The sequence below is a fragment of the Bradyrhizobium sp. MI1.10 genome (assembly GCF_055811035.1).
Genome location: NZ_JBVVPN010000012.1, coordinates 94,668 through 109,690, shown reverse-complemented (window position 1 = coordinate 109,690; position 15,023 = coordinate 94,668). Strand labels below are relative to the sequence as shown.

Annotated in this window: 14 protein-coding genes; 4 read left to right on the top strand and 10 right to left on the bottom strand. The window is 64.3% G+C overall.

The window, feature by feature from the left end:
- Window positions 1–114: 114 nt before the first annotated feature.
- The 5 genes from AC0L3K_RS14845 to AC0L3K_RS14825 all read right to left on the bottom strand — a co-directional run bounded on the left by AC0L3K_RS14845 (window position 115) and on the right by AC0L3K_RS14825 (window position 4,940).
- Window positions 115–945 carry an ABC transporter ATP-binding protein gene (locus tag AC0L3K_RS14845; RefSeq protein WP_371261368.1) on the bottom strand — a complete coding sequence of 277 codons (831 nt, stop codon included), beginning with the start codon at window positions 943–945 and terminating at the stop codon, window positions 115–117.
- Between the two features lie 14 nt (window positions 946–959).
- On the bottom strand, window positions 960–1,952 hold the full coding sequence (locus AC0L3K_RS14840; RefSeq protein WP_007593900.1) for an ABC transporter substrate-binding protein: 993 nt from the start codon (window positions 1,950–1,952) through the stop codon (window positions 960–962).
- A gap of 63 nt (window positions 1,953–2,015) precedes the next feature.
- The gene (locus tag AC0L3K_RS14835; RefSeq protein WP_007593901.1) at window positions 2,016–2,825 is read right to left on the bottom strand and encodes an ABC transporter permease; all 810 of its coding nucleotides are present in this window, start codon (window positions 2,823–2,825) and stop codon (window positions 2,016–2,018) included.
- Between the two features lie 341 nt (window positions 2,826–3,166).
- Window positions 3,167–3,826 carry a TetR/AcrR family transcriptional regulator gene (locus AC0L3K_RS14830; RefSeq protein ID WP_007593902.1) on the bottom strand — a complete coding sequence of 220 codons (660 nt, stop codon included), beginning with the start codon at window positions 3,824–3,826 and terminating at the stop codon, window positions 3,167–3,169.
- Between the two features lie 265 nt (window positions 3,827–4,091).
- Window positions 4,092–4,940, bottom strand: a complete 849-nt coding sequence (locus tag AC0L3K_RS14825; protein ID WP_473366264.1) for a VOC family protein — start codon at window positions 4,938–4,940, stop codon at window positions 4,092–4,094.
- 210 nt (window positions 4,941–5,150) lie between these two features.
- Between AC0L3K_RS14825 and AC0L3K_RS14820 the strand changes: the two genes are divergently transcribed.
- Window positions 5,151–6,044, top strand: coding sequence for a sugar kinase (locus AC0L3K_RS14820; RefSeq protein ID WP_007593904.1), 894 nt, complete (start codon window positions 5,151–5,153; stop codon window positions 6,042–6,044).
- Between the two features lie 18 nt (window positions 6,045–6,062).
- A complete protein-coding gene (gene rbsK, locus AC0L3K_RS14815; RefSeq protein WP_473366263.1) occupies window positions 6,063–6,971 on the top strand; it encodes a ribokinase in 909 nt (302 codons plus the stop codon).
- Between the two features lie 50 nt (window positions 6,972–7,021).
- Here the strand turns inward: rbsK and AC0L3K_RS14810 are convergent, their stop codons facing one another.
- Entirely contained in the window at window positions 7,022–8,242 is a 1,221-nt protein-coding gene (locus AC0L3K_RS14810) for an NAD(P)/FAD-dependent oxidoreductase (protein WP_473366262.1), read from the bottom strand.
- Window positions 8,243–8,468: 226 nt separating this feature from the next.
- Here AC0L3K_RS14810 and AC0L3K_RS14805 point away from each other — a divergent pair, with 226 nt between their 5' ends.
- Window positions 8,469–9,263: an enoyl-CoA hydratase/isomerase family protein gene (locus tag AC0L3K_RS14805; protein WP_473366261.1), complete on the top strand. Its 795-nt coding sequence runs from the start codon at window positions 8,469–8,471 to the stop codon at window positions 9,261–9,263.
- 17 nt (window positions 9,264–9,280) lie between these two features.
- On the opposite strand, the gene AC0L3K_RS14800 is transcribed toward AC0L3K_RS14805, so the two are convergent.
- The 4 genes from AC0L3K_RS14800 to AC0L3K_RS14785 form a co-directional block, all read right to left on the bottom strand.
- Window positions 9,281–10,621 carry a TRAP transporter large permease gene (locus AC0L3K_RS14800; RefSeq protein WP_219682719.1) on the bottom strand — a complete coding sequence of 447 codons (1,341 nt, stop codon included), beginning with the start codon at window positions 10,619–10,621 and terminating at the stop codon, window positions 9,281–9,283.
- A complete protein-coding gene (locus tag AC0L3K_RS14795) occupies window positions 10,618–11,199 on the bottom strand; it encodes a TRAP transporter small permease (RefSeq protein ID WP_007593915.1) in 582 nt (193 codons plus the stop codon). Before AC0L3K_RS14795 ends, AC0L3K_RS14800 begins: the two co-directional genes overlap by 4 nt.
- A 168-nt stretch (window positions 11,200–11,367) precedes the next feature.
- Window positions 11,368–12,363, bottom strand: coding sequence for a TRAP transporter substrate-binding protein (locus tag AC0L3K_RS14790; RefSeq protein ID WP_354163111.1), 996 nt, complete (start codon window positions 12,361–12,363; stop codon window positions 11,368–11,370).
- Between the two features lie 61 nt (window positions 12,364–12,424).
- The gene (locus tag AC0L3K_RS14785) at window positions 12,425–14,143 is read right to left on the bottom strand and encodes an IlvD/Edd family dehydratase (RefSeq protein ID WP_007593919.1); all 1,719 of its coding nucleotides are present in this window, start codon (window positions 14,141–14,143) and stop codon (window positions 12,425–12,427) included.
- A gap of 175 nt (window positions 14,144–14,318) precedes the next feature.
- Between AC0L3K_RS14785 and AC0L3K_RS14780 the strand changes: the two genes are divergently transcribed.
- Window positions 14,319–15,002, top strand: a complete 684-nt coding sequence (locus AC0L3K_RS14780; RefSeq protein ID WP_473366260.1) for a GntR family transcriptional regulator — start codon at window positions 14,319–14,321, stop codon at window positions 15,000–15,002.
- Window positions 15,003–15,023 lie beyond the last annotated feature (21 nt).

Below are 15,023 nucleotides of genomic sequence, written 5' to 3'. Positions count from 1 at the left end.
TCTCCTCTGGGGGAGTGTCCCGTTGTTGAGACACCCTCTCCCCAGCCCTCCCCCGCAGGCGGGGGAGGGAGCGCACCGTTCGCGCAGCAGAGGCCACGGGAAATCCCATCCGTCCTAATCCAACGTCCCTTGCGAGAAGAAATGCTTGCGGATCCGCTGCACCAGTTCGGTGAAAACAGGATCGGCCATCACGTCCAGCGAACGGGGCCGCGGCAGCGGCACGTCGTAGATCGCGGCGATCGCGCCGGGCCGCTCGGTCATCACCAGCACGCGATCGGCGAGGAACACGGCCTCGGGGATCGAGTGCGTGATCAACAGCACCGTCTTCCTGGTCTCGCGCTGGATCCGCATCAGCTCGACATTCATGCGCTCGCGCGTCAGCGCATCGAGCGCGCCGAACGGCTCGTCCATCAGCATGATCCGGGGATCATGCACCAGGGCGCGGCAGATCGAGGCGCGCTGCTGCATGCCGCCGGAGAGCTGCCACGGCAGCTTTTTCTCGAAGCCTTCGAGCCCGACCAGCTTCAACAGCGCCTTGGCCCGGTCGAGATATGTCTGCCGCGGCAGCCCCTTCATGTCGATCGGCAGCATGACGTTGGACAGGATGTTGCGCCACGGCAGCAGCAGCGCGTTCTGGAACACGATGCCGACATTGCCGTGCGGCGCCGTCACCTTCTCGCCCTCGACCAGGATCTCGCCCGTCGTCGGCGGCAGCAGCCCCGAGATCAGCTTGAGCAGCGTGGACTTTCCGCAGCCGGATGGGCCGACGACGACGAAGAACTCGCCGTCATTGATATGGAAGTCGAGCGGCCGCAACGACGGCACATCGCCGTCGCGCGTCCGGTAGGTCTTCGACACGCCTGAAAGCTTGATGCCCGACGCATCGCCGGCAGCCCGGTCGCTCACCAGTCTCAGATGCGCGGCCGGTTGCAGGGTTTCACTCATGTTCGTCGCAGGTTTCACGAACCGCTCTTCGGCAGATAGTCGTTGGTGTAGAACGCCTTCGGGTTCTCCTTGGCCTTGGCATCGAGCCCGCCATATTCGACCATCAGATTGACCGAGTCCGTCATGTTCTGGTCGGTGACCTGGAACGGGCGCTTGCCCTTGGTCTCAGGCGTCCGGTACAGCGGAATGGTCAGCTCAAAGCCCTGCGTCAGCGTGTCGATCTTGCCGCCCTTGGGGTTGGCATCGAGGATCGATTGCGCCGCGGCCTTCGGCTCCTTCTCGGCGGCTTCGACCGCCTTGGTCGTCGCCGACATGAAGCGGCGGACGAGGTCGGCATTGGCCTTCACATAATCAGTGTTGGCGATGATGCCCGACGAGACCATGTTGATGCCGTAGTCGGCGAACTTGATCGGATAGACGTCCTTGCCGGTGGCGTCCTTGATCTTCATCGACTGGTCCATGACGTAGCCGAGCAAGAGATCGGCCTGGCCGTTGATGACGGCGTTGAGCTTGGTCTGGCCATCGCCCGCCACCGTCTGGAAGTCGCTTTCCTTGAGGCCGGTCTTCTTCAGGAACAGCGGCCAGATCTGGGTCATGGAATCGGCCGGCGTGATCGCGACCGTCTTGCCCTTGATATCCTCGGGCTTCCTGATGTTCTTGTCGACGAAGCCCATCGCGGACATCGGGCTGGTCTGGAGCAGCACGCCGGTCGCAACCACTGGCGCACCCTTGATCGCGGCGCGCATCATGGTGGGCACGTCGACATAGCCGAAATCGGCGGTCTTGGCGGCCACCGCCTGCGTGGTCGCGGCCGAGCCGCGGCCTTCCTGGATCTCGAGGTCGATGCCTTCGGCGGCGTAGATGCCCTTGGCCTTGCCGTAATAGAACGGTGCGTGCTCGCCATAGACGTACCAGTTCAGCATCAGCACGACCTTGTCGGCCGCTTGCGCCGGCATGGCCGCGAACACCATCAGCGCCGCCGAGACAGCTCCTATCCATCGCTTCATCGTCACTCTCCCTTGTCGTTGTTTGCGTCGGCCGTTGGCGGCCGTTCGTTGCTTTGGTTGTCGTCAAGAGGCGAAAATCACGTCCTCGCGCTGGCTGACATGCCAGGGAATGACCAGCTTCTCGATCCGGTCCACGATCCAGAACAGGATGACGCCGAGCAGCGCGAGGATCACGAGCGCTGCGAACATCGTCGGCAGGTCGAAGGTGCCGATCGAGCGCTGCATCACATAGCCGATGCCGGAATTGGAGCCGACGAACTCGCCGACGACGGCGCCGACCACGGCCAGCGTCACCGACACTTTGAGGCCGGAGAAGATCGCCGGTAGCGCATGCGGCAGGTTCACCGCGCAAAACACCTGGAAGCGGCTGCCCTGCATGGCGCGGGCGAGATCGACCATATCTGGATCGACCGATTTGAAGCCCTGCACGGCGGAGACCACCACCGGAAAGAAGCCGAGCAGGAACGCCGAGATCACTTTCGGAATGATGCCGAAGCCGAACCAGACCACGAACAGCGGCGCGATCGCGATCTTCGGCACGGACTGAGAAAACACCAGCAGGGGATAGACGTAGCTCTCCACGGTCTTGGATCCCGCGATCAGCATCGCGATGGGGATACCGAACAGCGCCGAGAGCGCGAAGCCGCAGACGGTCGCATAAGTCGTCGGCCAGGACTGGCGCAGCAGTTCCGGCCAATCGGTGCGCAGCACCGCAATGACATCGCCCGGCGACGGGATCTGATAGGCGGGAATCTTGAACAGCCGGATCGCGAGATCCCAGGCCACGACGATGAACACCAGGAACAAAAACGGCCGGATCCAGGCCGCATTCAGCATCTTGGACACCGCACTCTGCGGCTTCAGCTCAGCCACGTCTCACTCCCGGTCGTCTTGTTCGTTGGGCGAGAAATTAACCCGTTGGGTAAATACTGTCCAGCGGTTTTCCTGCGACGTTTTGGGCGGGGGTTCCGCAAGGTTTGGGCGGGGGATCGCGGCGGAACGTGCCGTCCCTCCAAACATTCGGTGTCGTCCTGGCGAAGGCCAGGACCCATAACCACAGGGTGAAGTTTGGCGAGGCTGGTCGTTCGGGATTGGCACCACGCGCGGTCGATGGATCACGCGGTATGGGTCCTGGCCTTCGCCAGGACGACGTTGGGGGTGCAGTCCGACTCCACAATTTCCATTATCGCAAGCAGCGATACGACGAAGTCGCGCTAAACCGTCTGCACCACCGCGGCGCGCGATTTCGGCGTCTTGGTCATAGCTAACAGTGCGGCCGACTGTCCGGTCAGCGCTGCCAGCACGAGGCCGACCATGTGGTCTAGCCGCTCGTCCTTGGCGTCCTTGGCCAGCAGATCGCGACCGAAGATCACGCTGAGCGTCGCCGAGTTCGAGAGATAGAAGAAGCACAGCCCCGCGATCGAGATGTAGAGCTGGACAGGATCGACCGCGACCTTGAAGTCGCCGCCGGACACACCGCGCCGCACCACGGTGCCGATCATTTCGACGAAGGGCGAGTGCATCGACTTGACCTTGGTCGAGCGCTTCAGGTGCTTTGCACGGGCGAGATTTTCGGTCTGGAGCAGCGACAGGAATTCAGGATTGCGCAGGAAATAATTCCAGGTGAACTCGATCAGGCGGCGGATCGCCTCGGGCGGATCGAGATGCTCGAGATCGAGCCCGCGCTCCTCGCTGCGGATCTTGTCGTAGGCGCCTTCGAGCACCGCGAGATAGAGCTCGTCCTTGTTGCCGACGTGATAATACAGCATCCGCTTGTTGGCGCCGGCGTTGGCCGCGATGCGGTCGACGCGCGCACCGGCGAGCCCGTGCGCCGAGAATTCCTGCTTGGCGGCTTCGAGAATGCGCAGCCGCATCCCCTCGGGATCGCGCTGCCATTTCAGAGTTCGCTTTGCCGCTGCTTTCGCCAAACCGGGTGCTCGCTGGATGCTTCAAGACGCATGTAACACGCGCGCGGCGGTTTGAGAACGATCTCGTGCCCCGGACGCAGCGCAGCGCTTCTTCAGCGGTGCGCTGCAGAGCCGGGGCCCATATCAATGAGAGGTCGCCGCCTTCTGGGTCCCGGCTCTGCGCAGCAGCGCTGCGCGCTGCAGCGCGTCCGGGACACGAAGAGAGCGGAGATCAATCCACCGGCTTCGGCGAGCGCTCCAGCAGGACCGTCTGGATGCCGCAGGTGCCGGTCCTGACCGTCATCACCCGCGTGCCCGGCTTGCGGCCGTTGCGCACTTCGCTGACGTCGAGGCCGGCGGCGATCAGGCGGGCGCGCGTGGCGTCGATGTCGGTCACCCGCCAGCTCAGGCCCCAGAGGCGGTCATGCAGGGGATCGCCGCCCGCAACAGGGCGGCGCACCAGCTCGACGACGAGATCGCCGCAGCGGAAGAACATCAGCTGGCCCCAATCCTGGTGCGAGCGGTCGAGCGCCAGATCGAGCCCGAGCCGCGCGCCATACAGCGCGGCGGCACGATCGGAGTCCTCCGTGGTGATCACGACGTGGTCGAGTGCATCGATCGGCCCGATATCGGTCGCCGGCGAAAGCGGACGCTCATCAGCCAGTTCGAGGAAGAAAATGCGCACGCCGCGCGTGAGCTCCGTGGCGGCGCGCGTCCGCTTCCAGTGCAGGACCGCGCCGCTCTCCGCGTCGCTGCTTTCGACCTCGGCAACCGGATCCGGCTTGAGCGCCACCCGCTCCAGCCGCCGGTGCATTTTGCTCATGTCCGCGACACGAAAGCACAGGCTGGCGAGCACGCCTTCCTGGTCGCCGAGCAACGCGCGCATGCGGTCGGCGGTCACGCTGAAGCCGTTCGGCGCCATCAATTCGATGGTCATGTTGGCGAGAGTGAACAGCACCCGATCTGCGCCCTCGCCCGAATTCTGCCAGGCCGGCGCGCGCCCGAGCAGCGTCTGATAGGCCGCCCTGGCCGCACCGATATCCCTGACCAGTGCGACGACGTGATCGAGGCCGGTGATCATGCTACCCCCTGTTGAACGGCCCGGAACCGTGGACCGAGAGACGGCGTTTGTCCGGGCTTGGCATTGTCCGGTGATGGTCGTATTCCGGCCGCATGCCGACCTCAAGCATTCCGGGCGGCGGTTTTGCGAATAATTTCAGCGGTCCCGCGGCGGAACCGGTGTTACAGTAAGCGCGCCGGCCGGGACCACAAAGCGCATCACGGACAAGCAATGCAGGCTCTCTTCATCGGACAGACCTATATCGACGTCGTCTTCATCACCGACCACATGCCGACCGGCGACGAGAAGCACGTGGCCTCCGACTACGCGGTTTCCTTCGGCGGCAATGCGGTGACCGCGGCGTTCTGCTGCGCCAAGCTCGGCATCGTGCCCGATCTGATCGCGACCGCGGCCAATGACTGGCTCGGCCGCATGTTCATGGACATGTGCGCGAAATACGCGATCTCGCTGCATGGGCGGAAGGTCAACCAGTCCTCGCTGTCCTTCATCATGCCAAAGGACGGCAAGCGCGCCATCGTCCGCTGCCGCGACGACGACCACATCCATCCGTTCCCGATGCTCAATCTCGGCGGCTGCCGCGCGCTGCATGTCGACGGCCATCAGCCCGATGCCGCGATCCACTACGCAAAAGTCTGCCGCGAGGCCGGCATTCTGACCTCGCTCGACGGTGGCGGCCTTCGCACCAACACGCATGAGCTATTGGAATTCATCGACGTCGCCATCGTTGCCGAGCGCCTGTGCGAGCAGATGGATCTGACGCCGGAGAAGATGCTGGATTACCTCAAGAGCCGCGGCTGCAAGATTGGCGGCATCACCATGGGCGAGAAGGGCCTGCTCTGGTACGACGAGACCGGAACGGTGCAGGTGATGCCGGCGATGCCGATTCCGCGCGAGCGCGTGATCGACACCAACGGCGCCGGCGACGTCTTTCACGGCGCCTATGTCTATTCTTATCTCGCCCATCCCGGCAAAAGCTGGCGCGAGCATTTCGATTTTGCCCGGGCAGCCTCGACCTTCAAGATCCAGCGTCTCGGCAACGAAGCCGGCCTGCCGACCCTTGTCGACATCGCCAAGGTCAGGCACGAGTTCGAGGTCAGGGTCTAGCGTTCGCAGAGGTCTCTCATGGGGCGGGTCTTCGTCGCCGGCAGCATCAACATGGATGTGGTGGCGACGGCCGATCGCCATCCCCGGGTCGGCGAGACCGTCGCCGGCAAGCAGGTGTTGTATTTTCCGGGTGGCAAGGGCGCCAACCAGGCGGTGGCGGCGTCGCGGCTTGGCGCGCGGACCACGCTGATCGGCCGGCTCGGCAAGGATTCGTTCGGCGGTGAGCTGAGGACGTTCCTCGGCGCGCAAGGCATCGATCTCGGCGCGATCCGCGAGACGGCCGAAGCGCACACCGGCACCGCCATCATCACGGTGGCGGAGGCCGACAACACCATCGTCGTCATTCCCGGCAGCAATGCGCTGGTCAGCGTCGATGACGTCGCGGCCGTCCCGCTGGCAAAGGGCGATGTCGCGGTCAGTCAATTCGAGATCCCGCTGCCGACGATTGCCGCGTTCTTTCAACGGGCTCGCGACACCGGCGCCACGACGCTGCTCAATCCGGCCCCGGCACAAACCATGTCGAGCGAATTGCTCGCGCTGGTCGACATCCTCGTGCTGAACGAGACCGAGCTCGGCCTCCTCGCCGGCGTGGAGTTGTCCGACAGTGACGAGGCCGCGCGGATCCTCGACGTCGCGCGAAAACTTCAGGCGCGCGAGGACCAGACCATCTGCGTCACGCTCGGCAAGCGTGGCGTGCTCGCGCTCGCCGGACGCGAGGAGATTTCGGTGTCCGGCCGCGTGGTGAAGGCGATCGACACCACAGGCGCAGGCGATTGTTTTGTGGGAGCACTCGCGGCGCAACTTGCCGACGGCGTCGACTTGCGCGCGGCACTCGCCTTCGCCAATGCCGCCGCCTCGATCTCCGTGCAGCGCATGGGCGCGGGGCCGTCGATGCCGACAGCCGCGGAAGTCGGCGCGGTGATGTAGACCGCGCGCTTCCTTCACCTCGCCCCGCAAGCGGGGCGAGGGAGAAAAGCTCATGCCAGCGCGCCCTTCAGGTCGAAACTTTCGTCGGCGGCCTGCTCCGGCGTGATCGAGCGATCCAGGCCGAACAGGCGGCGGCCGAACATGTGGTCGCCGGCACGGTTGACCGATTCGATGCCGAGCAGACTGTCGCCCTTGTAGCAGAACGCCGAGAACGCCTTCTTGCCGGGATCGCCGCGCAGCACGACGCGGTCGTAGCCGGTGGTGAGGCCCGCGATCTGGAGCTTGTCCTCGCCCTGGTCGCTCCAGAACCAGGGATGGCTGTCATAGGCCTTGCGGTCGCCGGTCAGCCGCGCCGCGAGGCAGCGCGCGTGATCGGTGGCGTTCTGCACCGATTCCAGCCGCTGCGATCCGCCGAAGCGCGGGCTGTTGAACAGCGCGCAATCGCCGATCGCCGAGATATCGGGATCGGCCGTCGCGAGATATTCGTCGACGATGATACCGGCGGCGACCGGCAGCCCCGCCTCCGCCGCAAGCTCGATGTTCGGCAGCACGCCGACGCCGACCACGACGAGATCGGCCGGCAGATGCCTTCCGTCGCTCAAGGAGACGCCGGTGACCTTGCCGCCCTCAGCCTCGATGGACGTTGCCTGCACGCCGAGGTGAATGCGGATGCCGGCCTCGCGATGCCGCGCCTGAAAATACTCCGAGACCTCCGCCGTCACCGCGCGCGCCATCACGCGCGGGGCGAGTTCGAGCACGTCGACCTCGAGGCCCTTGATGCGCGCGGTGGACGCGAATTCGAGGCCGATGAATCCCGCGCCGATCACGACCACCCGCGTCTTCGAGGGCATGATCTTCCGCAGCGCCTCGCTGTCGTCGAGGATGCGCAAATATTTCACGTCGGGAAGGTTCGCATTGGGCAGATCGAGCAGCCGGTTGCGCGCGCCGGTCGCCAGCACGAGGTGGCCATAGGGCAGCGTCCTACCCGAGGCGAGCAGCACCTTGCGCCCCGCGCGGTCGATCGACACGGCGCGGTCCGCCACCAGCTCGATGGTCTGGTCCTGGTAGAATTTCTCCGGCCGGAACATCAGGCTCTCCGGCCCGGCCGCGCCCTTGATGTAGGCCTTGGACAGCGGCGGCCGCTGATAGGGCAGATGCGCCTCGTCGTTGATCAGGCAGATAGCAGCGGAAAAGCCCGCCTGGCGCAGGGATGCCGCGACCTGGTAGCCGCCATGGCCGGCACCGACAATGATCACCGGGCCATCGGTCATTGGACAGCCCATTTCCGCAAGACACGAGCGTCACCCATGTCGTCTCCTCTCTCGCTGATTTTGGCTTGCTTGCCCAGGAGGAGCCGGCGCTCGTGTCCGTCCCTGACGAAGGCAGGCCCATTTGAACCTATCGTTCCGGCTTGCGCAAGGGCGGCTGGCAGGGATTGTCACCCCTCGCCTTCTGCGATTTAGTCGCACGAACGACCTCATGCCGGGGATTACTCAGATGCCTGCTCCCGTCTCCCAGCCCGATGATCCCGCCTTGCTGCGGATCGACGGCCCGATCGCGACCATCACGCTGAACCGCCCCGCCGCGTTCAACTCGATCAATCTGGCGATTGCGCAAAAGCTCGAACAGCTCGCGGCCTATCTCGAGGGCGACGATGGCATCAGGGTTTTGGTGATTGAGGGCGAAGGCCGCGCCTTCTCGGCCGGCGGCGATCTGCAGACGATCGGTGCCGCGGCCGAGGCCAATACGGTGACGCCTGTCGTCGGCGAGCTATTGAAGCACTATCATGCCTTCATCGAGATCATCCGGCGCATGCCGAAGGTCTCGCTGTCGAGCGTGCACGGCTCGGCGGCCGGCGCCGGCATGGGCCTCGCCTTCGTCACCGATCTCTGCATCGCCGCGGAGGATGCCAAATTCACGCCGGCTTATGCCAAGATCGGGGTGTCGCCGGATGGCGGATCTACGGTCGGCATCGTCAACACGGTCGGCTCCCGCCGCGCGCTGCAGATTTTCCTGGCCGAGGATAATTTTACCGCGCAGCAGGCCCATGAATGGGGCCTGGTTGCGAAGCTAGTTCCCGCCGCCGAGCTGAAGGCGGCAACGCGAACCCTCGCCGAGCGTCTGGCGCAGAACCCGATCGCCGCGATTGCCGGCACCAAATCGCTGGTCTACCAGGCCGCCACGACGTCGGTGAAGCAGCAGCTCGACGCCGAGGAGCACAAGATCATCATGGCCATGAACACGGAGGAGTTTCGAACCGCCGTGAAGAAATTCACCAGCAAGAGCAAGTAGCGTTCACTCAAGCAGGCTTACTTGGGACAGATGTACCCAGTCCCCGCCGGCGACTTGAAGCAGCCGACCGATTCCGGCAGCACTTGCCGCGGCAGCCACAGCACCACGCTCGGGAAATAGATCGCAAACGCGATCGTCCCGAGGAACACCAGATAGATCGGCAACGCGGCGCGTAGCGCCTTTGCGAAACTGACGCCGACGAATTTCGAGGCCATCAGCAGCACCAGGCCATAAGGCGGCGTGATCAGGCCGAAGGCGAGCGTGGCGATCAGCACCACGCCCATATGCACGGCGTTGATGTCGCCGGCTTCCGTCAGCGTGTTGACCAGCGGCATGAAGATGATGATGGTCGGCACCGGCTCGATGAAATCGCCCACGATCGTGAACAGCAGCACCATCAGCAGCATGATCAAATGCGGATCGTTGCCGGCGATCGAGGTGATGACTTCGGCGATGTAGCTTGCACCGCGCAAATAGGCGAGCATCCAGCCGAACGCATTGGCGGCGCCGATCGTGATCAGCGGCAGCGAGAAGATCAGGCCCGCAAGGCAGAAATCGTACGGAATCTTCCTGATATGGCCGCGGTTGAGCGCGGGGATCACGACCGCGACAATCCAGACCACCGCAACGACGCCGGCTTCCGTCGGCGTGAACCAGCCGGTCAGAATGCCTCCTAACAGGATCACTGGGATCATCAGCGGTAGCGCCGCATCGCCGGCCGCGAACACCACCTGCCGCAGCGGCGCGCGCGGCTTGCGCAGGCCGGACGGGCCGAAGAAATAGCAATAGATCATCAACCCGAAGCCGATCATCAGGCCCGGCACGACGCCTGCCATGAACAGGCCGGCGATCGAGACGTTGCCGACGGCGCCATAGACCACGGCCGTGATGCTCGGCGGCACCAGCGCGGCGATGGTCGAGGCCGACGCGATGATCGCGGCGATGAAGGCGGGCTCATAGCCCTCGCGTTTCATCGGGCCGCCCAGCGCGCGGCTCATCACGGCGACGTCAGCGGTGGTCGAGCCCGACATTTCCGAGAAGAACATGCTGAAGACGACCACGACCTGCGAGAGGCCGCCTCTGATATGCCCCACCAGGGACACCGAGAGGTTGGCTATCCGGACCACCACATTGGCCGAGCTCATGAGCTCGCCGACCAGCAGGAAGAAGGGGATCGCCAGCAGTGCCTCGGAATCGACGCCGTCGAAGATCTTCTGGATGATCGCGGCGAGCGAGACGTCCGACAGCAGCGCGCCGATGAAGACGCCGGCCATCAGCGAGAACGGCACGGGCACGCCGAGATAGCCGAAGGACAGGAAGCAGACCGTCATCAACGCCAGAACAATGGGTGCGCTCACGGCTGCGCCCTCATCTGCGCGTCGGTGATGACAGGCGCCCCGTCATCCTCTTCGGGCGGCTCGGGGTGGTCAAAGCCGTTGCGCACGCCGTTGACGAGCTGCTCGATGGTGAACAGGCCGATCAGCACGCCCGACAGCGGAATGATCGCGTAGAGCGAGGCGATCGGCGTGCCCGACGGCAGGCGAAAACTGCCGAAGCCGCGAAGATAGTTCTGATAGCCGTACACGATCAGGCAGAAGGCGACGCCAAGCACCACGATCCGGATGATGATCTCGACGATCAGACGCGGCGTGCCGTGCATCGCCTCGGAGATCGCGGTGAGATAGAGGTGGTCGTTGCGCCGCGTCGCAGCCGCTGTGCCGACGAAGATGGCGTAGATGAACAATGTCGAGGTCACTTCCTGGAGCCAGAGCCAGGGATGGCCGATGGTGCGGGTGACGATGTCGGCGGTCACCGACAGCGAGAAGCCGAAGCAGAGCACGCCGCAAAGGATCATCAGCGCGAGTTCGAGCCAGTCGAGCCCGCGCCATTTGAGGTGGCGTTGGCGTTGCACCAGCAGTTTTTCGGCGATGGGCATTGTTGCTCCCGGCTGCGGGTTTTCTGAACCTCTCCCGCTTGCGGGAGAGGTCGGCGCGAAGCGCCGGGTGAGGGCTCTCTCCTCATCGGGAGTCTCTCCGCGGAGACACCCTCTCCCCTACCCTCTCCCGCAGGCGGGAGAGGGAGCGCACCGTCTTTCGGCATCACGTCAATTGATCGAGCGGATCAAATCCTTGATCTTCTCGGCGTGCGGGCCGAGCTCCTTGGCGAGCTTGTCGAGATAGGGATCGGCGACCGCCGTGAAGCTCTTCTTGTCGACGTTGTCGACGATCTTCACGCCCATCTTCTTGAGCTTCTCCGCCGCGGTGCGTTCGAGGTCGAAGGCCTTCTGCGGCTCCTTGGAGCTGACCTCGTTCCCCGCCGCCTGCACCCAGCCCTTCTGCTCCGCCGACAGGCTCTGCCAGAGCTTGTCGGAGATGAACACCAGCGCGTTGTTGGCCTCGTGCTCGGTGATGTTCAGGACCGGCGCGACCTCGTAGTGCTTGTTAACGAGGTAGACGTTGATGCTGTTCTCGGCGACGTCGACGACGCCGGTCTGCAAGCTCGTGTAGACGCTCCCGAACGGCATGTGCACGGTTTGGGCGCCGTAGGCCGGGAACATGGTGTCCTCGGTCGCGGTCGCCTGCACCCGGATCTTCAGGCCCTTGATGTCACCGACGTTATGGATCTCCTTCTTGGAGTACATGTGGCGCACGCCCTGCGAACCGGTCGCGATCACATGCAAACCCTGCGTGGTCTCGTCGATCATGGTCTTGAGCGCCGCGAACACTTTTGGATCGGCCAGGCCCTTGACCACGTGGTTCTCGTCGCGGAAGAGGAAGTGCAACGACATCACGCCCGCTTGCGGCGAGATCGTCGCGGTGTTCGCCGAGGAGATGATCGCAAATTCGACGTCGCCCGCTTTCACGAGCTGGAGCACCTGCGGCTCCTGCCCGAGCTGCGCGCCCGGATACTGGTCGATGATCATGGTGCCTTTGCTCAATTCCTTGAGCTTTTCGGCAAAGAGGTCGCCCGCGATCGAATAGCCGGTGTTGCGCGGCTGGTCATAGGCGAAGCGATAATGCTTCACCTCCTGTGCCGACGCGCTCGTTACGAAGAGAACAGCGGCCGTTGCCGCCAGCCCAAGCATGGATCGTGCAATCATCGTTTCCCCCTGTTTTATCGCTCGCCGCTTTAGCGGTCTAAGCGTTCGTTCGGGTGGTTGGTCACCCCTTATCCGTCTTCTTCCCAGTTCTCTGCATAAAATCGAAATCGCAGCCCTCGTCGGCCTGCATGATGGTCTCGTTGAACAGCCAGGCATAGCCGCGCCGCGCCTCGTCGGGAGCGGCTGCCGGCTTCAATAAGGCATGGCGCCGTTCCAGCTCGGCCGCATCGACCAGCAGCTCGATGCTGCGCTTGGCGACGTCGAGCCGAATCATGTCGCCGTTCTTCACCAGCGCCAGCGGCCCGCCGACGGCGGATTCCGGCGTGATGTGCAGCACGATGGTGCCGAACGCGGTGCCGCTCATACGCGCGTCGGAAATGCGCACCATGTCCTTGGTGCCGCCACGCGCGAGCTTCTTCGGGATCGGCAGATAGCCCGCCTCGGGCATGCCGGGCGCGCCCTTGGGCCCGGCATTGCGCAGCACCAGCACATCATCGGCGGTGACGTCGAGATCGGGATCGTCAACCCGCAGCGTCATATCCTCGACGGATTCGAACACCACGGCACGTCCGGTGTGCTGCAACAGTTTTGGGCTTGCAGCTGACTGCTTGATCACCGCGCCGCGCGGGGCGAGGTTACCGTGCAGGACGGCGAGGCCGCCTTCCTTCTTGATCGGATTGTCGCGCGCGCGGATCACGTCCTGGCCGGGTACGTGTTCCGCGTTGGCGGCGACATCGCGCAGGCTCTCGCCCGTGATGGTCTTCGCGTCGAGATCGACGAGGTCACCAAGCTGCGCCAGCAGTTTCGGCACGCCGCCGGCGTGATGGAAATGCTCCATGTAATGCTCGCCGGACGGCTTGAGATCGATCAGCACCGGCACCTCGCGGCCGATCTGGTCGAACACGCCGAGGTCGAGCCGGTGCGGCGAGCGATGTGCCATCGCGGTCAAATGAATCAGGCCGTTGGTCGAGCCGCCGATCGCCTGGAGCACGACTTGGGCATTCCTAAAAGATGCAGGCGTCAGCACCTCGCTCGGCTTCGGACCCTTGGTCTTGGCCATCTCGGCGGCCACCCTGCCGCTCGCTTCGGCGAGCCGAAAGCGCTCCGCATGCGGCGCGGGGATCGTCGCGCTCATCGGCAGCGACAGACCCATGGCCTCGATCATGCAGGCCATGGTGGAGGCCGTGCCCATCACCATGCAGGTGCCAACCGACGGCGCGAGACGGCCGTTGACCGCCTCGATCTCAATGTCATCCATTTCGCCGGCGCGATACTTGCCCCAGAGACGGCGGCAATCGGTGCAAGCGCCCAGCACCTCGCCCTTGTGATGACCAACCACCATGGGGCCAACGGGAATGACCACCGTCGGCAGATCGGCGCTGATTGCGGCCATCACCTGCGCCGGCAGTGTCTTGTCGCAGCCGCCGATGACGATCACCGAATCCATCGGCTGGGCGCGGATCATCTCCTCGGTGTCCATCGCCATCAGATTACGCAGATACATCGAGGTCGGATGCGCAAAGCTTTCGGCGATCGAGATGGTCGGGAAAACGAACGGCATCGCGCCCGACAGCATCACGCCGCGCTTGGCGGCCTCGATGATCTGCGGGACGTTGCCGTGGCAGGGATTGTAGTCGCTATAGGTGTTGGTGATGCCGACGATCGGGCGCTCCAGCGCGTCGTCGGAATAGCCCATGGCCTTGATGAACGCCTTGCGCAGGAACAGCGAGAAGCCGGCATCGCCATAGCTTGTCAGCCCTTTGCGCAACCCACTCGTCATCATACCGCTCCCATTACCGGGTCATTGTCGTACAGCCTGCCCCTTGATTGTCAATAAGACAGACGTCAAACCTGCTATTTTGGCCGTCGACGCCCCGGTGATGACCAGATTATTGACAATCCAAGCCTTCCCTGCTCCACAGGACGGACCGGCCGAGCGCCGGGAGGCCGAGGGCATGTCCGACACTCACACCGCAGATGCCACGATGGTCCGGCGCGACGATCCGGACGACATCGTCGCGCGGCTCGAGGAGGACATCATCTTCGGCCGCCTCGCGCCCGGCGCGCGCCTGACCGAGGACGCGCTGATGTCGGCTTACGGCACCTCGCGGCACTTCGTGCGCCAGGCGCTGGTGGATGCCGAGCGCCGCGGCATCGTCCGCCGTGAGAAGAATGTCGGCGCCACCGTGCGGTTCTATTCGGCCGAAGAGGTCCGGCAGATCTACGAGGTCCGGGAGATGCTGACCCGGCAGGCGGCGCTGATGATCCCCCTGCCCGCACAGCAAGGCCTGATCGACGAGCTCTCCGGATTGCAGCGGCAATATTGCGCGCGAGCGGATTTGCAGGACCTGCGCGGCATCCATGAAGCCAATGACGCCTTCCACCTCGCGCTGTTCTCGGCCTGCGGAAATCCGTATCTGGTGCGCTCGCTGCAGGACTACATGAACCTGACGCTGCCGATGCGCGCCAAGAATCTCGCCGACCGAGACGGCCTGGCGCAATCACGGCGCCAGCACGAGCTGATGATCGAGCTGTTGAAAGGCCGCGACAGCTGGGCGCTGGCCCAGCTCTGCGTCGATCATATGCAGTTCAGCAAGAAGGATTATCTGGCGCGGATTGCGGGTGAGGCCGAGCGCTAGCGCGTGCGCCCGTTAGGCCAT